The organism is uncultured Acetobacterium sp. (genome assembly GCF_927416815.1).
Classification (GTDB): domain Bacteria; phylum Bacillota; class Clostridia; order Eubacteriales; family Eubacteriaceae; genus Acetobacterium.
Window position 1 is genome coordinate 37,875 of the sequence record NZ_CAKMJU010000058.1, and the last position, 24,756, is coordinate 62,630.

The window sequence follows — 24,756 nt, forward strand, 5'->3', positions numbered from 1 at the left end:
TCCTCCTAAAGTTAACTGATTTTTTTAATACTTAGCGCTAGCGCTAAATAAAAAAACCGCCCCTTGTAATTTTACAAGGGACGGTATAACCGCGGTTCCACCCAAGTTGTCTGCTACTAGAGCAAACCACCTTATGCTTTAACGAATTTCACGTCAACCAATAACCCGTTCACCTGAGGTGGTGAGGCAGTGGCTGCAGCTCAAAAAGTGCCGTTCATCGGGTTTGATTACAGATCTTGCACCATCATCTGCTCGCTTTAAATCTTTGACCCATTGATTATTCTTTTCTCAACGCCTTTGATATTAAGTTGAATTCTGATTCGTGTAAATGTTGCTAGTATAAATGCTAGCAGTTTAAAAGCTAGAACTAAGTTGAAGGATATCAAAAAGAAATGGCACTGTCAAGCTATAATTTGTATTTGTGTCAAATTGAAATGGGTTACAATTGTAATCCAGGGTAACTAATATTAATCCTTTGTGCAATATTAAGTAAATAAATCATAAAAAAATGAAAAAAAGATTCTCATTGTGTTAACTTAGTGTTAAAATGACGTTAATAAATGATTAAGAAAGATGAAAAGCAAAAAAGATAGTTATCCTGGTGAATCAAAGAAACGAGAAGATTAGACACACAGTGGTCTAATCTTTAATTATGAAGGGCGAACATGTCGATCAACTCAAACGGCTTGAGGGTCGCCTGAATTCTGCACTGGCTGGTATAAGGACTCAATTTTTGATATTTTTTGGAGGAAAAAATGACGTTAGAAATGCTGATTGGTCTCTTTGGAGGCTTGGGGTTATTCGTTTTTGGGATGCACATGATGAGCGACGGTTTAAAAACTTTGGCCGGCACAAAAATGAAAAAGCTGCTGGAAGTATTAACCAACAATAAGCTTAAAGCGATCCTGGTTGGGACGGTGGTAACGATGATTGTCCAGAGTTCCAGTACCACCACGGTGATGGTGGTCGGCTTTGTCAATGCGGCGCTGATGACGCTGACTCAGGCGGCTGGGGTTATTTTAGGTGCAAATATTGGGACGACTGTCACCGCTCAGTTGATCGCTTTTAATGTGACGGAGATAGCACCAGTTTTCATTGGATTTGGAGCACTGATTACACTCTTTAGTACCAAAAAAAAGAATCGGGAATTGGGAAGCATTGTTCTGGGCTTCGGAATTCTATTTTTTGGGATTGCAGCGATGTCAACAGCAATGGAACCTTTGCGAGAAAGCGAAGATTTCATTTATCTCTTGTCGACCTATGGGAAGAATCCTCTCTTAGGCGTCCTCATCGGAACTTTAATTACTGGTATCATTCAAAGCAGTAGCGCTTCTATCGGCTTACTCCAGGCGCTGGCTCTTTCTGGTGTTTTTGTCAGCATTGGCGGAACCGGGGCGATCCAGATTTGCATACCAATCCTTATTGGTACCAATATTGGTACCTGCGTTACCGCTTTGCTGTCCTGTATCGGAACATCCACGGCAGCAAAAAAAGCCGCCTTTATCCACCTTTTTGTCAATATCTTCGGGGCTATCTGGGTGATGGTCTTATTTGCCATCATGGATAGTACGCTGGCAGTCAATCCGGTTTATGAATTCATCATCGGGATTTCCGGCTCATTGATCAATGGCGACGGTGATATGGTGCCTAACGTGGCACGTCAGATCGCGATGGCGCATACCTTGTTTAATGTTGCCAATACCATCGTCCTGTTCCCGATCATCGGCTATTTTGTTAGCTTTCTGGATCGTGCTTATCCGGAAAAAGAAGAAGAACGCGGTTTGCAGCTCGATGACCGGCTGTTTAATAACCCCTCGGTCGCTTTGGGTCAGGTTGTCAGAGAAACCAATCGACTGGCTGAAATGAGTTTTAAAAATTTCCGAGTCGCCTGTGAATCGATCATGGATGGTAATGAAAAACTGGTTGAGGAAGTGGTTAAACGGGAAGAACGAATCGATGAGTTCCAACAGGGAATTGTCGAATATTCGGTAAAATTATCCAACGAAAACATGTCAGAAGAAGAGAATGATCGCCTCGCCTTTATTCTGAAAGGGAGCCATGATCTGGAGCGAATTGGCGATCACGCGATGAACATTGGCGAATTGGCGGAAGTGCGGGCGACCAATAAGATTATCTTTAGTGATTTGGCCAATCAGGAAGTATTAGATTTAATTAGTTTAACCAATAATACCCTTCGAGATATGGTAGAATTAATGGAAACAGAAGATATAGCGCTGTGCTATAAAATTCTCGATGAAGAAGAAGAAATTGACGAAATGACAGAAAATTTAAAGGATGATCATATCCGCCGATTAAACGAAGGCGTCTGTAATCCTTATGCTGGCGTCATCTTTTTAGATCTACTAACAAATATTGAGCGGGTCGGCGACCATGCCTCAAATATCGCCCAGGGGATTCTGGGGCTCAAGCTTCATAAGGGGCTGATTACCCAGAGTCAATTTAATAATGAAACGAAGGATCAAGACGCATAAAATTAGGTCAGATCAGTGTCACAAGCGATCGCTGTAAACACGCCTAAAGCGTGGCTGTTAGATGTTTTTTATCTTAAGGAAAGGACAATTTGCATTGACAGTCGGGGTTAAATAGAGTAATATTAAAACAACATAATATTGGCATACTTATTGAAAAGTAAGGGCGCAAAACTATAGGGTCTAAATACAGTGTTATATGACAGCCAGTTGCAAAAATGATAACTATCAAAAGCAGCGGCCTTGTCGTTGCTTTTTTGTTTAAACGACCGCGATTAATCGATAAATGAGAAATAGACCATCGCCAGAAATTAAAATCGCTTAAATTGCTTGCAAAGTAATAAAACATTAATATATAATTATTATAAGTATGTCTCTTTAACCGTATCATCGTGTTATTTTTATGGGATACTTGATTGGCAAGGGTTATATCAGTCCATCGGACTGTAATATAATATCAGAGCATTAAATCGTTCTGGTTTGTTCCAGGGCAATGATGTTCTGGACAATAGTCAATTTTACGAAGGGAGGTAGGCAATGAATTTCGAGTTTCAATCGACTGGAAAGTCGACATTGAATGGGCTGCGAGGAATTGGCAAAAAAGCTGATAGTTCCGCAACCCAACACGCAAAAGGCCAGGAAAAAAGTGCCCAGTTTAGAGATCTGCTCGATCGCTCAAAACAGGATATCAGGCAGGCAGATACGCAATTGGAGAAAGCGCGGGGGAATCCGAAAGAGACCGATTCAACCACACATAGCAATCGACGGGAAAACAAACAAGCCGTCACAGATCGCCTTGAAGCCAGATCTAAGGAAAGTCCCTCAGGGGAAGCCGTAACGGAAGAAGCAAAGCGCGAAGGCAAGCAATTAAGCGATCCTTTACTAACACTTGAACTGTCGCAAATGATTAGCATGCAGAATTTACAAGGAGGTGTTGATCCATCCTTAGCAGGACTTGATCTGAGACTTGATCTAAAACTGGGACAGGGAGAAATGACAATTCCCGAAGTTCTTAGCAATCAGGAACAAGTGAATCAGTTAGCCGAGATCAGTGGTCAATGGCAAACGACACCAGAGTTAGAGATTTTACCAGAGTTAGAGATTCTACCAGACTTTAATGAGATGGGTGATGCTAAATTTCAGGTTTTGAACCAAAATCTAGCAATGACCGAAAATCTGGACGCTGCAGCTTTACCGGGATTGTCAGGAATAATCGAGTCTGAATTGGTGGCCAGTAAAGATATCACAAAGGACATCAGTAATCAAATCAATGATACACCGGAGCTGATTGGCCAAACAAAGGCTGAAGTTTTACCGAAGTTGTCAGCGACAACGGAAGCTGAATTGGCGGCCGTAAAAGTTATCGGTAATCAAGTCAATGATGTTCAGGAAGAGGTTAGTCAAACAAACAAAGGCGATGATCAAAGGCAAAGTACCAATAATAACCCTGAAGATATTCAATTAGCAGAGCGCTTAACGGTGTTTAATCGAGCAGTTTCAACTGATCAGGTCGAGTTAGCAGATGAAGTCGAATTAACGATTAATTCCAAACCAGAACAAACAGAAAATGTTCAGAAAAACCCGATCAACCAGACCGAAAACCAAACCCTTGGTGAACACGGCCTTCAAGACCTGAGTTTAAGGGGTATCACAACAAACACAGGCTCAGAAGTTCAGCAAAGTAACAAGGTCGAGCTTGCACACCAGGTCGAGCAGAAAATTCTTTACAATTTTGAACCCAATAAGCCAATGACATTGCAGATGACGCTGTCGCCTGATAACTTGGGTGATATTGATATTAAACTGAGCTATAATCAGGGCAAGTTGATCATTGATATTATGGCAGCAAGCTTGGAAACCCAAAAACTATTGGGAGATCAAATCAATCATTTGGTACGTGGTTTGGCTCTGCAAAATGTAAAAGTTGAAACGGTGAACCTGAATACAGCGGTGGAAGCCACTGAAAATGGTGAAAGTATGAGTTCGCTATTAAATGATGGCTCGCAATTTTCACACCACCAACACAACTCACCCTTAAAGGAACATTATTTGGGTAAGGGAAGCCTTCATAATAATCGCTTTAATAACGAACTTGAAGACAGCAACGATGAACTGATCAGTCTGGCTCAAAATCTTCAGTACCAAGGCCAGCGACGAATTAATTATTTAGTATAAGTACTTAATTTTATGAGTGCTTTGTAAAAGTTTTAGTACATAAGGAGGAAGAATTATGGCTACTGATAGCATTAACAATTATCTCAGTACGGCAGCAACAACGGCAACAACGACAGCTGCCCAGACCAAAAAAAGCGGCACATCTTTGAACATGGATGACTTTTTAAAACTGATGGTTGCCCAGCTTCAGAATCAAGACATGAATAATACTGCCGACACATCCCAATACACAACCCAAATGGCGCAGTTTTCAATGGTTCAGGCATTAACCGATTTAACCGAGCTTTCAAAAACAACCTATAGTCTTAGCATGATTGGTAAAGAAGTGACATTGGCAGAAAGCAAAGCAGACGGCTCGCTCAATGTGATTACGGGAACCGTAGAAGGCGTTAATCTTTTTAATGGCGACGCCCAAATTATTGTCAATGGTGCCAATTATCCGATGACTAGTGTAATGGAAGTCGGGCTGGCAAAATAATAAACAAAGTTAATCAGTAAAATTATAGTTAGCAAAAATATGTTTTAAAAGTTTATTATTATATAAATCAAGAATAAGCGAATTTAACAACCTGTTAAAAAAGAGGTGATAGAATGGCTGATAGAATCAATGGAAATTACTACCGTTTGAATGATGCAATCATACGCCAGGCGGAAAAATTATCCGGCACTGCAAATCAGAAAACCACAGCCAACGGGATAAAAAAAACCGAAACCAGTTTTAACGAACTGCTCAATCAGCAGCTTAATAATACCGTCACATTTACAAAACATGCCAACATCAGAAAAGAACAGCGAAATATCGCCGTGTCTGAAACTGATCTTGAAAAACTAGGCGATGCCTGTGAAAAAGCCCAGCAAAAAGGGATTGGCAATGCTTTAATCATGATGGATAATTCGGCATTTATTGTCAATGCAGCGGATAAACGGGTGATTACCGTAATGGACAAAAACGAACTGAAAAATAAACTATTCAATGATATTGATGGTGCCGTATTTATATAGTTGGACCTCGATGAGGAAACTATCAAGCTTTGACCGACAGATAAGCTTGAGGCGGCACAGAAAGGATTAACAAAATGATCAGATCTTTATACTCAGGAATTTCCGGGATGGCTGCCCATCAAACCAAATTAAACGTGCTTGGTAATAATATTGCCAATGTTAACACCTACGGCTTTAAATCCAGCCGGGTGGTCTTTAGCGATGTTTTATACCAAAATTTATCAACTGCCACCGGAGCAACTGCTGAAAACGGCGGCACCAATGCCAGTCAGCTGGGTTATGGAACCAAGGTAGGCAGCATTGATATGATGAACACCATTTCATCGGGCGCATCAACCGGCCGAGCTCTGGATGTCTATATTGCCGGAGAGGGATATTTGGCTGTACAGCCGACCGCTGGAGCCAACCGCTATACCCGGGTTGGTAATTTAAAATTTGATGCTTTGGGAAACTTAACCGATGGCGGTGGTAGCAAGGTGATGGGGATTCCGCTGGATGCCGATGGCAACCCGGTTCTAAACCCCAATGGCACATTAGCAGTTGAAGAGCTACAAGCGATTAATGTTCCGCCTGCAGAACTGGAAAAATATACCGGGATTACCATCGGTAAATCCGGAGAGATTACCGGGATCAGAGCTGGCGATCCAGAATTTACAGCGGCACCCGGTTTTGCATCTATAACAGCCAATATTCCCGCTACATCAAATTACACGGGAAAGATCAGTATTGAAACGGTCGCAGGACCGGATGTTACTTATACAACTAATCCTGATCCAATAATTGCTGCTGAGCTCGTAAATGCTAGTGTTGCTGTTACTGTGGATGCAGCAGAAGATATTATCGGCGATATCACCATCACAAAATCAGGAACAGCCGCTTTACCAGTCTACACCCTGAATTATAAACAAAAGGATGGGACAGTTAAGGAGATAACTGGTACTGATGCAGCAACACCACCAGAGATAGAGTTTTTAGGTCTTCCAGGTACTACGACTGTAACAGTTGGGGATCCCACGAAACTAACATTTTCAGGAACCACTCCATATATACTTGGCACCGTCACTGCAGATACCATGGATGTAACCGCGACGGTTTACGATAAAGGTGGCGTAGCATATACCTTTACAAGAACGATGACTCGTGCTACCGATACAAGCTTAACCCTAGGTGATCCTGCGGCACCGGATCTTTTGCAAGACATTACTCTAAATTTTGATCCCGCAAAATTTTTTGCAGTCGGTACAGTAACTGATACGACCATCGGAGCCATCGAAACCGGCAGCGACAAACCCGTCACCCTCGGCTACCTGGCCATTGCCAAGTTTGCCAATACCGACGGCCTACTTCAAGATGGTAACGGCTATTTTATGGAATCAGCCAACTCCGGCCAGGCGATTGCCTCAAAGGCCGGAACCAACGGCACTGGCGGAACCCAATCGGCCAATCTGGAAATGTCCAACGTCGATCTGTCCCAGGAATTTACCGATATGATTATTGCCCAACGTGGTTTTCAGGCAAACTCGCGAATTATCACCGTTTCGGATTCAATATTGGAAGAATTGATTAATTTAAAACGATAGTTTATAATAAAACAGTTCACCCGAAGGAGAAAACTCCTTCGGGTAGAACTTTTTAACCGGTCAGTCACCAAATGGGTGGTTCACTCATTTGGTGACTGACTGCCGACTGACAGGAAATCGAGAAATAGTACTGTTTAGTTGATGCTCTTAATAATAAAAACTATATTTTAAGGTGAAAATATGATAGAATTGACAAGATTGAACAAACAAAAGAATGAAAAATTTTTGCTGAATTGTGAAATTATTGAAGTCATTGAAGAAAAACCGGATACCACGATTCGACTGATGAACGGTAAACACTATGTGGTTAACGAGAGTTCAGCCCAGGTCCTTTCAAAGATCATCGCATACAAACGCAGTATTTTTAGCCGTTAAAAACTAAATTCTGACAGGAAGTATAAATTTATGGAAATTACAACAATCATTGCCTATGTCCTAGTCATTTTTACCATGCTTTTCGGGATGACCTTTGGAGCAACCGGCTTTAATTTTGGTGCGCTGGCAAACTTTATTAATGTGCAGAGTATTTTTATCACGATTGGTGGAACGTTTTTTGTTTTGCTGGCCGCCTTTCCGATTAAGTCATTTATGCATATCCCAAAACACTTGAAGATGATTTTCTTTAAGAACAAACAAGATCCAGCCGAGTATGTTGAAATTTTGACTGAGCTTTCCAAAGAGGCCAGACGAAAGGGACTCTTGGCACTAGAAGCCAAGGCGGCAGACATTCAGGATGAGTTTTTAAAGGAAAGTGTTTTGCGAATTGTTGATGCCATTGAGCCGGATAAGCTGCGATCGTGGTTTGATCAGAAAATAGACTATATCTCGGCCAGAAATGATGAAGAACGTAAGCTTTATGATATGGGTGCAGCCCTGGGACCGGCTTTTGGGATGATTGGAACCCTGATTGGATTGATCAATATGTTAAAAAACATGAGTTTTGAAGGTGGTGCCAGCACCCTGGGGTCGGATATGTCGGTGGCACTGATCACCACGCTTTATGGTTCAATGTTAGCCAATACACTGTTTATGCCGATTTCCAATAAGCTCGAAATAGCCCAGGAACGCGATCTGCTGATCAAAGAGTTGGTGATTGAGGGTGTCGTGGCCATCAAAGAAGGCGAAAACCCTAAATATATCCAGGATAAACTGATGAACTTTTTGACCGAGGCAGAAATTAAAAAAGCGAGTGGTGAGCAACCCGAAAAAGGTGGCAAAGCAAAAGGTAAAAAAGGAAAAGCTGTTGAAAAATAAAAATAGGGGTATACAATATGGGAAAGCGCAGTAAGAATAAAAAAGCGGTCAATAAAGACGCCTGGCTGAATACCTATGCAGATATGATCACCCTGATTTTAGTTTTTTTCATCCTGCTTTTTTCGATGTCGACTATTGATGCCGAAAAGTATAAAAAACTGGTTGAAATTTTTAATCCTTCAGAGGTATTTGAGACAACTGGAAGTGCAACAGAGTCAGATGGAGCGACTTCTCCGAATGAAGACATCACTGTCGAGGAAATTGTCGATCTCGAAGACCTCTACCAATACTTGAGTCAGTATACCAAAGAGAACGGTCTGGATAATGCAGTCAGCATCGAAAAACATGAACAAGCCGTTTCGATCAAGTTTATGTCATCGATCTTTTTCGAGCCGGATAGTGCCCGGATCAAAGCTGGCGGTCAACAGATTTTAGGAGATATTGGTCTGGCCTTTAAGGCTGTCGAACCAACTGTTAAGTCGATCCGGATTGACGGACACACCGCCCAGGCAGATTCACCGGTAGACGACCGGGATTTATCGAGCAATCGCGCCAATGAAGTGTTGCGCGTTTTTCAGAATGGTTATATCAGTGATCCCTCAAAATTGTTATCAGTAGGATTTGGTCAATATCGTCCGATCGCACCAAACGATACCGAAGCAAACCGCGCCCAGAATCGTCGGGTTGAAATTATTATTTCCGAAACCGATGATTTCTTTAGCAACATATCAACAGGAAGCAATACCGAATCAGTTGCACCCTAGCGTTCAAATGTAACAAAAGACAATAACGAGGAGAACAAAGATGGCAGAAATTCTTTCGCAAAGTCAAATTGATAGCCTTTTAAGCAGCTTAATCAGCGGCAAAGACGAGCCGGAAGCGCCAAGCACGAGTTCGGGCAAAAAGGTTAAAGACTATGATTTTAGAAGACCCAAGCTTTTTACAAGAGAGCAGCTCAAACACCTTTTCAGTATTTATGAAAATTATGCCCGGCTGGTGTCTTCTCATATAACCGGAGTTCTGCAAACCTATAGTTTAGTAGAAATTATTGAAGTGGAAGAACAGCAATACTATGAATTTAATAATGCCCTTCCTGACTCGGTACTGATGGGTCTGATCGATTTTGATATTAAGGACAGTGAGGATGAAGAAGATCTGGTCATCATGGATATTTCTAAGGACGTCGGGTTTTGCAGTTTTGACCGGCTTTTGGGTGGTTCAGGAAAGCCGCTTAAAGAAGATCGCGAATTTACCGAAATAGAAATTGGCGTCATGGAATATTTTTACCGGGGGATGATCAACCTGATGAAAAATGTCTGGTTTGATTACCTGGAGATCGCACCACGCTTGATGAAAATTGAGACCAATTCGCGAATTCTTCAGGGTATTGGGGCTGATGAGAATGTCGTCATCATTGTCATGAGCATCAAGGTCAATGAAACAATGGGAAAGATAAATATTTGTATCCCGGCAACGACATTGGATATGCTCTTCAAAAAGAAGATGTCTCAGACCAAGAAAAATATCAAAAGGGGCGATCATCTGGCCGAAGAAAAAAGGCGGCTAAATATTATCAATGAAATCAGAAAAACCGAATTGGAAATTAAGGGTGTGTTAGGCGAAACTGAAGTCATCTCTCAGGATATTTATGAACTGGAAGTGGGCGACATCATCAAGCTCAACAAACCGGCCAATTCGCTGGTTGATATTGTTGTCAATGACGAAGTGTGGTTTAGAGGAGAAATGGGAGATTATAAAAATAAAAGAGCAATCCAGATAAAAGAGCTTAATGAGAGAGGAAGTGAACTATTCATATGACAGACGCAGTCGTGAATCCAGATGCATTAACCAGCATGGAAGTAGATGTCATCGGTGAAGTGATGAACATCAGTATGGGGACAGCTGCAACAGCGATGTCGACCATCTTAAATACCAAGGTAAACATAACTACCCCAAGAATTGAAACAATCGGAGTAGACGCTTTTGAGTTCGCTTACCTCGAACCGGTAGTTGGTGTTTTAATCAATTATGTCGAAGGCATCGAGGGTGCCAATGTACTGCTTTTACAAGAGTCAGATATGAAAAAAATCTTGTCGCAGCTGTTTGATATGGACACCAGCGATGATATTGAGTTTGATGAGATCAGCAAAAGTGCCATTGGTGAAATCATGAACCAGATGATGGGAGCCGCCGCCGGAGCGCTGGCTTCATTTCTGGGAAAAGTAGTCAATATTTCACCACCAATTCTTCTGGATACGACTAACAAATCCAGTATTCGCGATTTGTTTTCGCTTAAAGGTGATAACCTGGTCAGTATCAAGTTTAGTCTGAGTATTGAAGGTCTGGTCGAGAGTGAGTTTATCAGTGCCATGGAACCAGCACTGGCGCGGGAGATTGTTGCGATGTCGATGGGCGCCAGTGGTATGGGGGATGAAGAAGAGGAAGAGGCCGCGCCACCACCACCACCACCACCTCCTCCGCCACCTGTTCAGCAGGCACCAGTGCAGCCGGAACCGGCCTATCAGCCACCGCCTCCGGCGCCTCAAGCGGAACCAGCCCGGGTGGTCAGAAATGACCCGCCACCGGCAGCCTATGCGCCGCCGCAACAGCCAGTTCAGGTCAATCCCTATGAGTACCGGCAATTGGGGGTTGAACAAAATCTCAATATACCTGGTGATAATTTAGACTTGCTAATGTCAGTACCGATCCAGATAACCGTGGAATTGGGTAAAACCAGAAAAAAAATCAAAGATATTGCTGAATTAACCCTGGGTAACATCGTCGAGTTAGATCGCCAGGCAGGCGATCAGGTCGATGTCATTGCCAACGGACGGTTAATTGCCCGCGGCGATGTGGTGGTTGTCGATGACAACTATAGTGTCAAAATAACCGAGATTATCAAAGTCAGAGATAATTCGGAACAAAAAAAATAGCAGCAATAATTATAGATAATAAAAAACAGCAAAAAATAGATGGAAAAAACTTAGAAAGAATGGATAAAAGGAGAATAAAATGAGTAAAATTTTAATTGTAGACGATGCGGCCTTTATGCGGATGATGATCAAGGACAGTTTAAAAAAAGGTGGCTTTAGTGATTTTATTGAAGCAGAAAATGGCGAAATCGCACTGGCGGAGTATAAGGAAAACCGTCCCGATCTGGTGCTTTTAGATATCACCATGCCAGTGATGGATGGAATCCAGGCGCTCCAGGCCATTAAGGGTTATGAACCACAATCAAAAGTGATTATGTGTTCAGCCATGGGTCAGGAAGGAATGGTTGTTGAAGCGATTAAAAATGGCGCTCTAGATTTCATTGTTAAACCATTTAAGGCAGATCGTCTGATCCAAACCGTTAAAAGCGCCCTTGGCGAGTAATAAGAAGCAGGTCCAAGGTGTTTACCAGTGATGCATTTTCGATTTTTCTGGCACTATTGGGGACCGTGGGTGTCATTGTATTAACCTATTATGGCAGTCGATGGTATGTTGAGCGCTTTATCAAAAGACCAGGATCATTGTCTGGCGGCCACCATATTCAGGTGATTGAAAGACTGATTGTTGGTAAAAGCGGTTCAATTATCATCATAGACGTGCAGGGCGTCCAGTACCTGGTTGGGGTAACTGAACAACAGATCCAAATTTTATCACAACTGGATCAACCAATTTCATTTCAAAAAAAGCAGGAACTATCGAAAGAGAGCTTTTTGAGTATGGTCAAATCATTTTCTCAAAAGGAAAAACAGAATGAATAAAAAAGTTATGACACATAATAAAAACAGCAACAGCATTTTAAAAAAAGCATCGATCATCATGCCGATGCTGGTCATTTTGTTTTTTCTGACGGCGGCAACAGCCCATGGCGCAGAACTGACGGTAGAAGGTTTTTTAGCCGGAGAAAGCTCGGATACAGTAAAAATTATCGTCCTAATGACCTTGATTGCGATTGTACCGACCCTGCTGCTAATGATGACATGCTTTGGTAGAATTATTATTGTCTTGTCATTTTTGAGAAATGCCCTCGGCACCCAGCAAACTCCACCCAATCAGATCCTGGTGGGATTAGCTTTGGCAATTACATTTTTTGTGATGTCTCCGGTATTAACTGAGATTAACACGGTAGCACTGCAGCCCTATAATGCCGGAACCATCGACTCCCAGCAATTCCTCGATCAAGCAGTTGATCCCATTAAAGAATGGATGTTAAAACAAACCACAGCAATGGATGTCGATTTGTTTAAAAGCTTATCGGTTCAGGCTGGTCAGCAGGGGATTGAAAATCTGGCGCCGCAGGAACTACCGCTGACCATTGTCATTCCTGCTTTTATCATCAGCGAGCTGAAGCGGGCTTTTCTGATTGGTTTTTTAATCTTTATTCCATTCTTGCTCATCGATATGATTGTTTCAAGTGTGCTGATGTCGATGGGGATGATGATGCTCCCGCCGGTTATGATTTCCCTGCCATTTAAGATCATGTTATTTGTAGTGGTGGATGGATGGGGTCTATTGGTAAAAACCTTGATCATGACCTATAATTAAGTAGAAGGGAACAGCATATGGGTATTGGCGATTTAATTGGAGTTTTTAGAGATGCAGTATTTACCGGGATGAAGGTCGCAGGGCCAATCCTTTTAATTAGTATGTTAGTGGGGCTGGTGATCTCAATTATTCAAGCCGCCACCTCAATCAACGAACAAACCATGACCTTTGTGCCCAAACTGATCATCACAGCCCTGCTGATGGTTATTACAGGGGGATGGATGTTGCAGCAGATGATGGATCTGTTCTTTCGGATATTTGAACTCATTGCGACAAAGATCTAATGCGTAGATCAAAATTCATGGATCAAATGGATGAATCTAAACGATGGTGCTAAAATATCCGGAAATAGTAGAAAAAATAAGCATGGGTGATAAAGATGACCTTTGACATGAATCAGTATCTGATTTTTCTTTTAGCCAGCTGCCGGACAGCGGGAGTTATTTTTTTTAATCCCATCTTTGGCAGACGAGGGGTTCCCACTATTCTGAAGGTGGGATTATCGCTGGCGCTTGCCCTATTTGCCGTTTTTGAGTTTAGTGCCGTCCAAGTGATCAACTATTCCGCGATCGAATTTATCGGGGCGATGCTACAGGGATTCGTGATGGGGATGGTAATAGGCTTTATCATGCAGATGTTTCTATCAGTATTCCAGATGGGTGGAGAGCACATCGATATGCAAATGGGTTTGAGTATGGCTTCGATGTATGATCCCTCCACCCAGGCAAACGTCACCGTCACCGGAAATTTATTGACAGCCATGTATGTCCTGATCTTTTTTGTCTCAAACGCTCACCTGGCATTATTTTCGGTGGTGATCCAATCATTTCAGGTGATTCCGCTAGGCTTAGGCAATATCAGTGACCGGGTCGGCGTCTATATCATTGAGCTGATGTATTATATTTTTATCTACGCCATACAGGTAGCTATTCCGATTATTGTCACCGAGCTCATTTCTGAATTTGCTGTCGGCATTTTAATGCGACTGGTACCCAATATAAATGTCTTCGTTATCAATATTCAAATTAAGGTGATGATTGGTTTAATTGTAATTTTTACCTTGATACCGGCGTTAGCAAATTTTATGACCCGAATGAATTTGCTGATGATGGAAAAGATCACTCAGGTATTAACTTTTTTTATTTGATTTTATAACTTTCTCATAACGTAATTATAGTGTTCTTAGATCGTCTTTTATACGATTTTTGGATAATCTACCGATGCATAATCAAAACCTAATCGGAGAAAAAAATGGCAGGATCAGAAAAAACAGAAAAGGCGACCCCAAAAAAAAGAAAAGACGAACGAAAAAAGGGTAATACCTTTCAAAGCCAAGACGTTGTCAGTGTGGTGTTGCTGTTTATGGCATTTTTTATGCTTAACCTGATGGTGCCGTTCATTTACCAACAGCTGAAAAAGAACTATCACGGGCAAATGGATAAGGTAGCAAGCATGGATACCCTAACCGTAACCAGTGTCGGCCAGCTTTTTAGGGAGGCAGCCTTGGTATATTTTGTTTCGGTACTACCGGTAGCGGTTGTAATTATGATCATCGCCATTATTATGTCAGGAGTGCAGACTGGCTTTCTGGTAGCTGCTGATGGATTAAAACCTAAATTTAATCGGATCAATCCCTTATCCGGTATCAAAAGAATGGTATCAATACGATCAGTCGTTGAACTGCTTAAATCGATGGCCAAGGTGGCCTTAATCATTGGGGTTATTTACACCACGATTTTAAGCATTATTCCGATGACACCCGATATGTTGGCTACAAAATTGGACGCGAATCTGATATTTATGAACGATCAGATTATCTCGATGGTGCAAACCGTCTGTCTGATTTTTTCAGTGGTGGCAATTCTCGACTACGCCTACCAGCGCTATGATTATGAAAAAAAATTAAAAATGACCAAACAGGAAGTTAAGGACGAGTATAAGCAAACCGAAGGAAATCCTGAAATTAAAGGCAAGATCAGACAAAAGCAACGTGAAATGAGTATGAGCCGGATGATGCAAATGGTGCCTCAGGCCGATGTAATCGTCAGAAACCCGACCCATTACGCGGTCGCCTTAAAATATGATATGGACCATGATGTCGCCCCGCTGGTTCTAGCAAAGGGGAAAGACCATATCGCGATGAGAATTGTTAGCGTCGCAGCAGAAAACAAGATCCTGATTAAGGAGAACAAGGCACTGGCCAGAGGTCTGTATGAGTCTGTCGAGATCAATGACTATATACCCGCTGAACTGTATAAAGCCGTGGCCGAATTAATGGCCTGGGTTTACAGCAATAAAAAGAAGGAAACTGTCAAATGAAAATCATTCAAAACCTTGTCGTCGTCTTTGTCATTCTGACAATTGCCCTTATTATTATACCCTTACCACCTTTTATTTTGGACTTCATGTTTATTTTAAACATTGCCATATCACTCATTATTTTGTTAACGACCATGTATATCAAGGGGCCGCTGGATTTCTCAATCTTTCCATCAATGCTCTTAATTACCACCCTGTTACGGCTGGCACTTAATATTTCTTCAACCCGGTTGATCCTTTCAAACGGCGGGGAAGCCGGTGCGGTCATTGAAACCTTCGGTTCCTTTGTCCTCGGTGGCAATGCGGTGGTCGGCTTTGTCGTATTTATTATCATTGTTATTGTCCAATTTATTGTTATCACCAAGGGTGCCGAGCGAATTTCAGAAGTATCCGCCCGCTTTACTCTCGATGCCATGCCTGGTAAGCAGATGTCGATTGATGCAGACCTTAGCTCCGGTGCAATTACCGATGTTGAGGCCAAGGAACGGCGCTTAAAAATTCAAACCGAAGCCGAATTCTATGGTTCCATGGATGGGGCTACCAAGCTGGTTAAGGGTGACGCGGTCGCATCGATGATTATCTCAGTCATCAATCTTGTCGGTGGGATGATCATCGGGATGCTACAAGGCGGGATGCCACTTGAAGAGGTTGTCTCGGTTTATACCATTGCCACCGTTGGGGATGGTCTGGTCAGTCAGATCCCAGGGTTGATGATTTCGGTCGCCACGGCCATGATTGTTACCCGCGCCGCTTCGGAAAACAACTTGAATGTCGATGTCAAGAACCAGTTTTTTTCTCAACCCCAGGTACTCGTTATCTCCGGGATTGGTATTGCGGCGATGGCCCTGATTCCCGGCGCTCCGGCCATCCAGATTTTAACGCTGGCTGTGATGATTAGCGGGTTGGGCTTAATTATCATTCGCCAGGCCAATGTAACAGTGGTAGTCGATGAAACCCAGCAAATGACTCAGCTGATCCAGGAAGAAAGCAGCGAGGTTGATTTCTACCGGAATATCGATAACGTTTACAACATCATTGGCGTCGAACCGATTGAAATGGAATTCGGTTATTCGCTCTTGCCGATGGTCGATGAAGGCAGCTCCGGTAACTTCATTGACCGAATCGTTATTTTCAGAAAACAATTTGCCGTCGATATGGGGGTAGTCATCCCCACCGTCCGCCTAAGAGATAATGGGCTGATCAATCCCAACCAGTATATCATCAAAATCAAAGGCGAAGAAATTGCCAAAGGCGAAGTACTAGTCGGTTATTATCTGGCACTCGATCCCTCCAACACCAGCGAGCCGATTGACGGCATCGAAACGATTGAGCCGGCCTATGGCATCAAAGGGAAATGGATCACCGAAAATGAAAAGGAACTGGCCGAGGTTTATGGCTATACCGTTATTGACGCCCTTTCGGTTATTGTGACCCATATGTCTGAAGTCATCAAAAAGCATATGCATGAGCTACTTAGCCGACAGGATATCAATACCTTGCTGGAAAATGTCTCAAAATCAAATCCAGCCATTGTTGATGACGTCATCCCAAATATTATTTCAATTGCCGACTTCCAGAAAATACTGATAAATCTATTAAATGAAGGGATTCCCATTAGAGACTTGGAAAGTATTTTAGAAACCCTGGGCGATCATGGCATGAACATCAAAGATACCGACATGCTGACTGAGTATGTCCGCCAGAAACTAAAACGTACCATTACCAGAAAATATACCGATGGCAATAGCATCAAGGTGATTGCCCTGGATCAGGAAATTGAGAACATTATCCTGAATTCAGCCAAGAAAAATGAGCATGGCACCTACCTGGCCATTGATCCCCAGGTGGTCCAGACCATTGTTGAACGGGTCACCGAGCAAATCGAAAAGCTCAAAGAAATTATTGATCATTCGATTATTCTCACCTCCCCGATTGTGCGGATTTATTTTAAGCGATTAATTGAACAGTTCATGGCAGATTTAACCGTCCTTTCCTTTAATGAAATAGATACAAATATTCAGATTCAGGTGATCGGAATGATAAAGCTGGAAAATTAAACCAGACAAATCCTTTAAAGAATAAGGAGTGTTAAGATGAGTATTGCAGAAATAAATAGCCAAGAAAAGAGCCTCGAAATCAAGCCTGCCAATCAGCCAAGTGAACAGCCAAGCCGACAACCAAGAGAAAAAACCAGCGAAGAAATGCTTGTCGAAGAAAAAACCATCGAGCTGTGGCAACGATATAAAGAACAACGAACCACGGAGGTTCGCAACGAAATTGTCCTGCAATATACCGGTCTGGTCAAGAAAATTGTGTTAAGATTTAAAGGCAGTTATAACAATTTTGGACAACTCGACGACATGGTCAATCAGGGCATGATTGTCCTGATCGATGCCGTCGAAAAGTTCAACCCGGAAATGGGCAATAAGTTCGAAACCTTTGCGACCCTCAAAATCAGAGGGGCAGTTATCGACTTTATGCGAAAGCAGGACTGGGTGCCGCGCAGTCAGCGCAGCCTTTCTCGGGTTTTAGAAGAAACCTATGGTGAGTTATACGCTTCACTGGAAAGAGAACCATCAGAAGCAGAAATTGCCGCCAAAATGGGAATCTCTGAGGCCAACCTGCAAAAGATTCTGCAGCAGCGTCACAATTCGATTGTGCTTTCATATGAAGAAGCCATCAATGAAAAAATGATGGAGGTATCACCGCTAATCACCGAAGAGAAAGCCGATGATTCACCAGAGTCACGGATACTATATAATGAACTCAAAGAAAAACTGGGCGAGGCCGTTGACCAGTTAAAAGAAAAAGAACGACTGGTCGTCTCGCTTTACTATTACGAAAACTTAAAATTAAAAGAGATTGCCGAGGTCCTGGGCGTAACCGAGTCAAGAGTCTCACAGATTCATTCCCAGGCGATGATTAAAATGAGAAATCGCTTAAAAAACTATTAACAGGAGGTACTACCATGGATAGAGGATCATACGCAGCCGCAGCCGGGATGTTTTCCGGTCAGAAAGCAATCAATGTATTGGCGAATAATGTCGCCAATGTCACCACTGCTGGTTATAAAAGTCAATCCACCGTACAATCAAGCTTTGCCGAATATATGGTTTCACGCATGAGCACAAACCCCCGAATCGCCGAGGCCAATATCGGACCGGGTGCTTACATTACAGTTAATGATGAGCAATTCACCGATTTTACCCAGGGGATTTATGAAACCACCAACCGCAGTGTCGATATGGCCATTCAAGGACAAGGCTTCTATGTGATTCAAAATGCCAATTTTGGCCAGGTACTGACCCGTAACGGCCAGTTTGAACTCGATGCGCAGGGCTTTCTGACCTTGCCCGGGGTTGGCCAGGTACTAAATAACGGCGGCCAGCCGATCCAACTTACCGGCAGCGACTTTGTTGTCAATCCCAATGGGGCAATCATTCAAAATGGCGCCCAGGTAGCCATCCTGAATATTGCAACGGTCGCAAACGGTGAGGAACTGACCCAGGTTGGCGAAGGCTATTTTCAAGCTGAAAACGGCTTTCAACCGGCCGCAGCTGGTACCTTCACACTATTGCAGGGAACCCTTGAAAAATCCAACGTTGATATGACCGAGCAAATGAGTACCATGATCGCTCGGCAGAATAATTTTACCTCATGTTCGCAAATGCTGAAGATTATGGATAAAATTAGTGAGATCGCATCAAACACCATCGGTAGAGTCGGATAAGTGGTTAATGATAGTCAATAAATAATTAAGTAAAAAACTATATATGTTCAATTAAAGATTTAACGTAGGGGCGATCCGTGATGACCAAGGGGTCAGACCCTCGCCCGCACACTGCGCAATTGCCAGTTCGATTTACAAAATTCTTTAATTCGACTTATATAACATATAAATAATCAAATAAACAAACAATCAATCAATAATCCAGGCAATTTCGAAACTAACGGTTTTAACAAGCTGTTGTCGGTCAAAAAGCCTGGACACCCCCAAAAAGGAGGAGCATGATTATGATAAGAGGATTTTACGCTTCAAAACTCGGTATGATCGCTCAACAAAATAGTCTGAATACCATTGCCAACAATGTCTCAAATATTAACACGGTTGGATTTAAACCACAGGTTACCGCATTTTCATCATTATTATACGAAAATATTGATGGTGGTGGCGGCGTTGAAATCAGCACTGGTCACGGCGCTAAAGTTCAAAAAATCGGTATTGATTTTACCCAGGGATTTCTTCAGACGACCGGACGAACCCTCGATTGTGCCATTGAAGGCCCGGGATTTTTTGCCGTTTTAAACAGAGAAACCAATACCACCACCTACACCAGAGATGGGGTCTTTCAGATCAGCGTCGAAGGTGACCAAAACTTTCTGGTTGATGTCAGAGGTAACTATGTTCTCGGTCAAGACAATAACCCGATCAATATTACGGATGGCTTTAACGCCGACAATCTCGGGGTTTTTGCCTTTGCCAATCCCTATGGGTTAACCCTGCTGGGCAGCAACCAATTTGCCGTCTCGGATTTATCGGGAGCGCCAGAGGCGGATCAGGTGAGCATCATAAGAACCGGCTATTTAGAATCATCAGCTACCGATTCAGCTACCGAAATGGTTAAAATGCTCGAAGCAAACCGAGCTTTTTCGTTTAATTCTAGAATTGTGCAATCTACTGATGAAATGGAAAAGACCGTTAACCAGATGAGATAGATCTTGTTAGGGAGAGCATCTGATTAGAAAAATGTGTATGTAGAAGGGGATGGAATATGAGTGAGGAGAATGCCAAAACAGACAAGCTAGCCTTGATTGAAGTCAGTGTCAATGATGATAATCAGCAGGGCTTTATCAAGCTGGAAAAACAGCAAGAAGGCAATACTGTTTTTACCAAAGAAGAGCTGCTTGACGCCTTGACAAAAAATCAAATTAAGCATGGATTAATCGACAGTGCCATTGAAAAACTGGCCAAACGGCCAATTTTTAATATTCGCATCAAAGTCGCCGAAGCCACTGCCCCGATTGATGGGAAAGATGGGGTCGTCACGCTATTGGTTAAAAAAGACGCCGATTATAAACCGGAGTACAGCGAAGATGAAACTGTCGACTATAAGAATCTTGAATATTTTCAGATGGCCAAAAAAGGTCAAATTCTTTGTGAGATCACCAAAGAAACGGACGGAGTTGAGGGCAAGGACATTTACGGACAGCCGATCCCTGCTTACAAGGGCAGAAAACCGCAGGTGCCAGCCGGAAAAAACACCAGCTTAAATGAAGATGAAAGCAAGCTGATAGCTGACTGTGATGGGATTATAAAATTTGTTAATACCATCAATATCGATGAGATGATGCACGTCCGTTCTAATATTGATTTTTCCACCGGAAACATTAATTTTCCCGGCGATGTCACCATCGACGGCGATGTCAGCAGCGGCTTTTCCGTAAAAGCTGGCGGCAACCTGATTATCAAGGGCGTAGTTGAGGATGCCAAAATCGAATCAGGCGGCAACCTGGTCATCGCCAAAGGGATTTATGGCGGTAGTTCTGGCGATGTGATTGTTGGAAAAGATCTGCGTTGTAATTATATTGAGAATGCTATTTTACACGTTGAAGGTGATATCACCGTGGATTACATCATCGATGGGAAAATAACCTGTCATGGCAATATTAGCCTGTCTGGCTCCAAGGAATTGGTGATCGGCGGGGAAATCAAACTGCGCGGCGAGCTTGTCGCCAGAGACATTGGAAATGATCGGGAATACCCCACCATTATTCGGATCCTGGGCGAAAAAGCTGTTGATCAGGCTGAACTCGACAGATTAGCAGAAAAAAAAGAAGCAGCCCAACAACAGCTTGAAGAAAACAAAGCAAAAGAAGCCCAGATCAATGGCTTACTGTTAGATCGGGAAAAGAAAGACATCTTAAACCGTAATCACAAAAGTGCCGGCATGGAACAGATCGCATCCTTGAAAAAACAGATTGACAGACAATTTATGCTGCTTAAAAAAGAATTGGAAGAAATAGATAATGCCATCGCCTATGTCAACAATAAGGGGACCATGAATTATTTCGGTTCGGTTTCGGTCAAACGAAAACTCTACCAGGGAACCCGGATCTATTTTGGCGATATGCCCTTCTCATTTGAATTTGACAGTTTGGAGCATTGCAAAATTTATTGGGATCAGGACGATATTGTCAACGGGATGATGTAGCGAAAAAATAGTTTAATTAGAAAGAGGTAAGAATTTGTTCGAGAATTACGATGAACTAAACGAAATCCAAATTGATATGCTCCGGGAGATTGGCAATATCGGAGCTGGGAATGCGGCTACTGCCTTAGCCACCATCTTAGATGAAAAAGTCGATATGAGTGTACCGAGTGTGCGGATCACTGGCTTTGACGAAGCGGTAGAAAGTTTAGGTGGAGCCGAATCCTTAACGGTGGCAGTCCTGGTCAACTTCAGTGGTGACGCTCATGGCATGATCATGTTTTTACTCAATGTTGAAGATGCCAAAAGTATTATGGATATCTTAGTCGGTGAAGACGATGGCGAAGAAGAGCTGAGTGAGATGAAGATTTCGGGAATCAAAGAAATCGGGAATATCTTAGCCTCCTCCTATGTTAATGCTATTTCAGCACTAACTGGACTGACCATTGAAGTTTCAGTTCCCTATGTCGCCATCGACATGGTCGGAGCATTGATGAGTGTGCCAATTATTGAGTTTGGCGCGATCGGTGACAAATTGATGTTTATTGAAGAAAATTTCGAAGGCGAAACCAACGACTTAAAAAGTAATATGATCATGTTTGCGGAGATCAATACCTTAAAAATAATTATGCAAAAACTAGGGCTGGAAATATGAGTCAATCGATTGTAATTGGAATATCAGATTATAAATTAGCAAAGGGTCCTGAGGTACTGGTCACCTATGCCTTGGGTTCCTGTGTGGGAGTATGCTTATACGACAAGGTTTCAAAAGTTGGAGGATTGTCGCATATTATGCTGCCGGACAGCACAAATTTTTCAAATCGAGAGATCAATCGCAAAAAGTTTGCGGATACCGCCATCATCGATCTGGTTGATGAAATGAAAAGAGCCGGCTGTGGCAATAACCGGATCGTCGCAAAAATTGCTGGCGGTGCCCAAATGTTTGAGGTTCAGCCAGGCAGTAAGCTCGGCGCCATCGGCGAGCGCAATATTATCTGTGTCAAGCAGGTCTTAAATCAGCTGCGGATTCCCATTCTGGCCGAAGATACCGGGCTTAATTTTGGGCGTACCCAGTATTTTGATCTGGCCACCGGCATCATGAAGATTCAGTCACTTAATCGCAGAATTGAAGAATTTTGATTAAGCCCTCTTATCGGGATTAGCACTGAAAAATTGTTTTATCGATGGCCGTTGCTGAGCATTTCATGCCCAGCTTTTTTTATTAGCGCCACGTGAGGTTTAAAGTTCATTTATCAGGGTAAAAAAAAGAACAAGAATTTTATCCGATAATTTTATCTAAGAGACGGATAAATTTGGGTGTACCTTTTTAAACGTTTCAAGTATAATGGTAATAGCGAAAACTTTAAAAATATTTACAGAGGAGATTTAAAATGGCAGAGAATGTTGTAGATAATTACAATCTGGAAGAAGATACCCAGCACGGTAGATTTCTAACCTTTTCATTAGAGGAAGAAGTATTTGGTATTGAAATAAAATATGTGACTGAAATCATTGGAATGCAATCCATTACCAAGGTACCCGAAGTGCCAACCTATATCAAGGGGATCATCAATTTGCGTGGAAAGATTATTCCGGTTCTAGATGTCAGACTGCAGTTTGGCAAAGAGCCAGTCGATTATAACGACCGTACCTGTATTGTCGTCATCGACATTGAAGCCGTCTCAGTCGGCCTAATTGTTGATAACGTCGAAGAAGTGTTAACCATCGACGACGAGGAAATCGCACCACCACCATCAAACAAAACCGGTTTTGAAAATCGCTTTATGAAAGGGATTGGTAAGGCAGGCGGCAAGGTTCAATTACTCCTGGATTGTGAACGCCTGTTAAAGAATGAAGAAATAGAAGTGATTGAAGAATTGCTTGAAGAAAAATAGTTGGAGGGGCCGTGATGAGACTTAAGCAAAGAATTAAGGTGCTGATCGTAGACGATTCCCTGGTCTTTCGTGAGTCTCTATCAAGGGAAATAGCGAAAGACCCCGACATTGAAGTCGTCGGGACAGCCACCGATCCCTATATGGCCAGAGATTTGATTATCAAATTAAAGCCGGATGTCTTAACCCTGGACGTCGAAATGCCCAAGATGAATGGCATTGAATTCTTAAAAAAACTGATGCCCCAATACCCCTTGCCGGTTATTGTGGTTAGTTCGGTTTCTAAAAATGTTCTCGATGCCCTCGATGCCGGCGCGGTTGAGTTTGTTACCAAACCCAATGTCACAAGACCCGGCGGGATGGCCTCCTTTGTTAATGAACTGATTATCAAAATTAAAATTTCATCGACGGCCAAGGTGGGTAACCGTAAAAGCGATTTCGTCCCCAGCCAGCCGGTTGCCAATCAGGGGGTTGATACCACCAGTAAGATCATTGCCATCGGTGCCTCGACCGGGGGAACCGATGCCATCCATACCGTCATCTCCGGCTTGCCCCGGGATATGCCGCCAATCATCGTGGTCCAGCATATGCCACCGGTCTTTACCAAGCTCTATGCCGAACGACTCAACAACACCTGCGAGTTAGAAGTCAAGGAAGCCGAAGACGGCGATGCCCTAAGACCCGGCCGAGTCTTAATCGCCCCAGGAAATTTCCAGATGCGGCTGGCCAAACGCGGCCCCGGCTACATTGTCAAATGTACCCTGGAAGAAAAGGTCAGCGGCCATTGCCCCTCAGTTGATGTGCTTTTCGACTCCGTCGCCGATGTCGCCGGCAAACAGTCACTCGGCGTGATCCTCACCGGCATGGGCCGTGACGGCGCCACCGGCCTGCTTAAAATGAAAAAAACCGGTGCCTACACGATCGGCCAGGATGAAAAATCCTCAGTCGTCTACGGCATGCCTATGGTCGCCTACAATATCGGCGCCGTCGACAAACAACTCCCTCTCGACCGCATCGCCCCCGAAATCATCCGGTTCTTATCAAAATAGTGGAGCAAAGGGGGACGGTTTTTCTTGTGTCACCCTCTTATTCTCTTCTAAACCGACACAAAAGAACCGTCCCCCTGTGCGGCCCCTGTGCGGCGCCCGTAACACCTCATCCCGTAGGGGCGATCCGAGATCGCCCGCCATGCCCGTCCCCCAATAATCCAGACACCATCATTCGCAAATGCTGTCTGGATTATTATTTTCTCCACCCCTTTATCCCAATTATTTTCTACCTTTTCCTAAAGTATTCTTATATA

The 24,756-nt window shown here is 43.0% G+C and carries 25 protein-coding genes and 1 riboswitch; all 25 genes read left to right on the forward strand.

Going from position 1 to position 24,756, the window contains the following annotated elements; translation table 11 throughout:
• Nucleotides 1-755 precede the first annotated feature (755 nt).
• Entirely contained in the window at nt 756-2,492 is a 1,737-nt protein-coding gene (locus QZ998_RS09440; RefSeq protein WP_296560006.1) for a Na/Pi cotransporter family protein, read from the forward strand.
• A gap of 130 nt (nt 2,493-2,622) precedes the next feature.
• A riboswitch (cyclic di-GMP riboswitch) is annotated at nt 2,623-2,707 on the forward strand.
• Nucleotides 2,708-3,026: 319 nt separating this feature from the next.
• The gene (locus QZ998_RS09445; RefSeq protein WP_296560009.1) at nt 3,027-4,664 is read left to right on the forward strand and encodes a flagellar hook-length control protein FliK; all 1,638 of its coding nucleotides are present in this window, start codon (nt 3,027-3,029) and stop codon (nt 4,662-4,664) included.
• A gap of 55 nt (nt 4,665-4,719) precedes the next feature.
• Nucleotides 4,720-5,142: a flagellar hook capping FlgD N-terminal domain-containing protein gene (locus QZ998_RS09450; protein WP_296560011.1), complete on the forward strand. Its 423-nt coding sequence runs from the start codon at nt 4,720-4,722 to the stop codon at nt 5,140-5,142.
• Nucleotides 5,143-5,255: 113 nt separating this feature from the next.
• Nucleotides 5,256-5,666, forward strand: a complete 411-nt coding sequence (locus QZ998_RS09455; RefSeq protein ID WP_296560013.1) for a TIGR02530 family flagellar biosynthesis protein — start codon at nt 5,256-5,258, stop codon at nt 5,664-5,666.
• A 74-nt stretch (nt 5,667-5,740) separates the two neighbouring features.
• Nucleotides 5,741-7,246: a flagellar hook-basal body complex protein gene (locus tag QZ998_RS09460; RefSeq protein ID WP_296560015.1), complete on the forward strand. Its 1,506-nt coding sequence runs from the start codon at nt 5,741-5,743 to the stop codon at nt 7,244-7,246.
• A gap of 180 nt (nt 7,247-7,426) precedes the next feature.
• Nucleotides 7,427-7,621, forward strand: a complete 195-nt coding sequence (locus QZ998_RS09465; RefSeq protein WP_296560018.1) for a flagellar FlbD family protein — start codon at nt 7,427-7,429, stop codon at nt 7,619-7,621.
• Between the two features lie 30 nt (nt 7,622-7,651).
• Complete coding sequence (locus QZ998_RS09470) at nt 7,652-8,500, forward strand: MotA/TolQ/ExbB proton channel family protein (protein WP_296560020.1); 849 nt, start codon at nt 7,652-7,654, stop codon at nt 8,498-8,500.
• Nucleotides 8,501-8,517: 17 nt separating this feature from the next.
• Nucleotides 8,518-9,264, forward strand: coding sequence for a flagellar motor protein MotB (locus QZ998_RS09475; protein WP_296560022.1), 747 nt, complete (start codon nt 8,518-8,520; stop codon nt 9,262-9,264).
• A 40-nt stretch (nt 9,265-9,304) separates the two neighbouring features.
• Nucleotides 9,305-10,318, forward strand: coding sequence for a FliM/FliN family flagellar motor switch protein (locus tag QZ998_RS09480; protein WP_296560024.1), 1,014 nt, complete (start codon nt 9,305-9,307; stop codon nt 10,316-10,318).
• A complete protein-coding gene (fliY, locus tag QZ998_RS09485; protein ID WP_296560026.1) occupies nt 10,315-11,433 on the forward strand; it encodes a flagellar motor switch phosphatase FliY in 1,119 nt (372 codons plus the stop codon). Before QZ998_RS09480 ends, fliY begins: the two co-directional genes overlap by 4 nt.
• A gap of 79 nt (nt 11,434-11,512) precedes the next feature.
• Nucleotides 11,513-11,875: a response regulator gene (locus tag QZ998_RS09490; RefSeq protein ID WP_111887654.1), complete on the forward strand. Its 363-nt coding sequence runs from the start codon at nt 11,513-11,515 to the stop codon at nt 11,873-11,875.
• 17 nt (nt 11,876-11,892) lie between these two features.
• Complete coding sequence (locus QZ998_RS09495) at nt 11,893-12,249, forward strand: flagellar biosynthetic protein FliO (protein WP_162624462.1); 357 nt, start codon at nt 11,893-11,895, stop codon at nt 12,247-12,249.
• Nucleotides 12,242-13,033: a flagellar type III secretion system pore protein FliP gene (gene fliP / locus QZ998_RS09500; protein ID WP_242988627.1), complete on the forward strand. Its 792-nt coding sequence runs from the start codon at nt 12,242-12,244 to the stop codon at nt 13,031-13,033. The genes QZ998_RS09495 and fliP overlap by 8 nt, the downstream gene beginning before the upstream one ends.
• A gap of 17 nt (nt 13,034-13,050) precedes the next feature.
• Nucleotides 13,051-13,317 carry a flagellar biosynthesis protein FliQ gene (gene fliQ, locus QZ998_RS09505; protein WP_111887652.1) on the forward strand — a complete coding sequence of 89 codons (267 nt, stop codon included), beginning with the start codon at nt 13,051-13,053 and terminating at the stop codon, nt 13,315-13,317.
• 107 nt (nt 13,318-13,424) lie between these two features.
• On the forward strand, nt 13,425-14,180 hold the full coding sequence (gene fliR / locus QZ998_RS09510) for a flagellar biosynthetic protein FliR (RefSeq protein WP_296560032.1): 756 nt from the start codon (nt 13,425-13,427) through the stop codon (nt 14,178-14,180).
• 104 nt (nt 14,181-14,284) lie between these two features.
• On the forward strand, nt 14,285-15,352 hold the full coding sequence (flhB, locus tag QZ998_RS09515; RefSeq protein ID WP_296560033.1) for a flagellar biosynthesis protein FlhB: 1,068 nt from the start codon (nt 14,285-14,287) through the stop codon (nt 15,350-15,352).
• A complete protein-coding gene (gene flhA / locus QZ998_RS09520) occupies nt 15,349-17,409 on the forward strand; it encodes a flagellar biosynthesis protein FlhA (protein WP_296560035.1) in 2,061 nt (686 codons plus the stop codon). The genes flhB and flhA overlap by 4 nt, the downstream gene beginning before the upstream one ends.
• 36 nt (nt 17,410-17,445) lie before the next feature.
• On the forward strand, nt 17,446-18,306 hold the full coding sequence (locus QZ998_RS09525; protein WP_296560037.1) for a FliA/WhiG family RNA polymerase sigma factor: 861 nt from the start codon (nt 17,446-17,448) through the stop codon (nt 18,304-18,306).
• Nucleotides 18,307-18,320: 14 nt separating this feature from the next.
• Nucleotides 18,321-19,082: a flagellar hook basal-body protein gene (locus QZ998_RS09530; RefSeq protein WP_296560039.1), complete on the forward strand. Its 762-nt coding sequence runs from the start codon at nt 18,321-18,323 to the stop codon at nt 19,080-19,082.
• 284 nt (nt 19,083-19,366) lie between these two features.
• A complete protein-coding gene (locus QZ998_RS09535; RefSeq protein ID WP_296560040.1) occupies nt 19,367-20,068 on the forward strand; it encodes a flagellar hook-basal body protein in 702 nt (233 codons plus the stop codon).
• Between the two features lie 56 nt (nt 20,069-20,124).
• Nucleotides 20,125-21,564: a FapA family protein gene (locus QZ998_RS09540; RefSeq protein WP_296560042.1), complete on the forward strand. Its 1,440-nt coding sequence runs from the start codon at nt 20,125-20,127 to the stop codon at nt 21,562-21,564.
• A gap of 34 nt (nt 21,565-21,598) precedes the next feature.
• Nucleotides 21,599-22,216, forward strand: coding sequence for a chemotaxis protein CheC (locus tag QZ998_RS09545; RefSeq protein WP_296560044.1), 618 nt, complete (start codon nt 21,599-21,601; stop codon nt 22,214-22,216).
• Nucleotides 22,213-22,701: a chemotaxis protein CheD gene (locus tag QZ998_RS09550; protein ID WP_296560046.1), complete on the forward strand. Its 489-nt coding sequence runs from the start codon at nt 22,213-22,215 to the stop codon at nt 22,699-22,701. The genes QZ998_RS09545 and QZ998_RS09550 overlap by 4 nt, the downstream gene beginning before the upstream one ends.
• Before the next feature lie 251 nt (nt 22,702-22,952).
• Nucleotides 22,953-23,456: a chemotaxis protein CheW gene (locus QZ998_RS09555; RefSeq protein WP_111887642.1), complete on the forward strand. Its 504-nt coding sequence runs from the start codon at nt 22,953-22,955 to the stop codon at nt 23,454-23,456.
• Nucleotides 23,457-23,470: 14 nt separating this feature from the next.
• Nucleotides 23,471-24,502, forward strand: a complete 1,032-nt coding sequence (locus tag QZ998_RS09560; RefSeq protein WP_296560049.1) for a chemotaxis response regulator protein-glutamate methylesterase — start codon at nt 23,471-23,473, stop codon at nt 24,500-24,502.
• Nucleotides 24,503-24,756 lie beyond the last annotated feature (254 nt).

Excerpts from the sequence above, each read along its gene's own strand:
- QZ998_RS09440 (WP_296560006.1), top strand. The coding sequence starts at position 756 with ATGACGTTAGAAATGCTGATTGGTCTCTTTGGAGGCTTGGGGTTATTC.
- QZ998_RS09445 (WP_296560009.1), top strand. The coding sequence starts at position 3,027 with ATGAATTTCGAGTTTCAATCGACTGGAAAGTCGACATTGAATGGGCTG.
- QZ998_RS09450 (WP_296560011.1), top strand. The coding sequence starts at position 4,720 with ATGGCTACTGATAGCATTAACAATTATCTCAGTACGGCAGCAACAACG.
- QZ998_RS09455 (WP_296560013.1), top strand. The coding sequence starts at position 5,256 with ATGGCTGATAGAATCAATGGAAATTACTACCGTTTGAATGATGCAATC.
- QZ998_RS09460 (WP_296560015.1), top strand. The coding sequence starts at position 5,741 with ATGATCAGATCTTTATACTCAGGAATTTCCGGGATGGCTGCCCATCAA.
- QZ998_RS09465 (WP_296560018.1), top strand. The coding sequence starts at position 7,427 with ATGATAGAATTGACAAGATTGAACAAACAAAAGAATGAAAAATTTTTG.
- QZ998_RS09470 (WP_296560020.1), top strand. The coding sequence starts at position 7,652 with ATGGAAATTACAACAATCATTGCCTATGTCCTAGTCATTTTTACCATG.
- QZ998_RS09475 (WP_296560022.1), top strand. The coding sequence starts at position 8,518 with ATGGGAAAGCGCAGTAAGAATAAAAAAGCGGTCAATAAAGACGCCTGG.
- QZ998_RS09480 (WP_296560024.1), top strand. The coding sequence starts at position 9,305 with ATGGCAGAAATTCTTTCGCAAAGTCAAATTGATAGCCTTTTAAGCAGC.
- fliY (WP_296560026.1), top strand. The coding sequence starts at position 10,315 with ATGACAGACGCAGTCGTGAATCCAGATGCATTAACCAGCATGGAAGTA.
- QZ998_RS09490 (WP_111887654.1), top strand. The coding sequence starts at position 11,513 with ATGAGTAAAATTTTAATTGTAGACGATGCGGCCTTTATGCGGATGATG.
- fliP (WP_242988627.1), top strand. The coding sequence starts at position 12,242 with ATGAATAAAAAAGTTATGACACATAATAAAAACAGCAACAGCATTTTA.
- fliQ (WP_111887652.1), top strand. The coding sequence starts at position 13,051 with ATGGGTATTGGCGATTTAATTGGAGTTTTTAGAGATGCAGTATTTACC.
- fliR (WP_296560032.1), top strand. The coding sequence starts at position 13,425 with ATGAATCAGTATCTGATTTTTCTTTTAGCCAGCTGCCGGACAGCGGGA.
- flhB (WP_296560033.1), top strand. The coding sequence starts at position 14,285 with ATGGCAGGATCAGAAAAAACAGAAAAGGCGACCCCAAAAAAAAGAAAA.
- flhA (WP_296560035.1), top strand. The coding sequence starts at position 15,349 with ATGAAAATCATTCAAAACCTTGTCGTCGTCTTTGTCATTCTGACAATT.
- QZ998_RS09525 (WP_296560037.1), top strand. The coding sequence starts at position 17,446 with ATGAGTATTGCAGAAATAAATAGCCAAGAAAAGAGCCTCGAAATCAAG.
- QZ998_RS09530 (WP_296560039.1), top strand. The coding sequence starts at position 18,321 with ATGGATAGAGGATCATACGCAGCCGCAGCCGGGATGTTTTCCGGTCAG.
- QZ998_RS09535 (WP_296560040.1), top strand. The coding sequence starts at position 19,367 with ATGATAAGAGGATTTTACGCTTCAAAACTCGGTATGATCGCTCAACAA.
- QZ998_RS09540 (WP_296560042.1), top strand. The coding sequence starts at position 20,125 with ATGAGTGAGGAGAATGCCAAAACAGACAAGCTAGCCTTGATTGAAGTC.
- QZ998_RS09550 (WP_296560046.1), top strand. The coding sequence starts at position 22,213 with ATGAGTCAATCGATTGTAATTGGAATATCAGATTATAAATTAGCAAAG.
- QZ998_RS09555 (WP_111887642.1), top strand. The coding sequence starts at position 22,953 with ATGGCAGAGAATGTTGTAGATAATTACAATCTGGAAGAAGATACCCAG.
- QZ998_RS09560 (WP_296560049.1), top strand. The coding sequence starts at position 23,471 with ATGAGACTTAAGCAAAGAATTAAGGTGCTGATCGTAGACGATTCCCTG.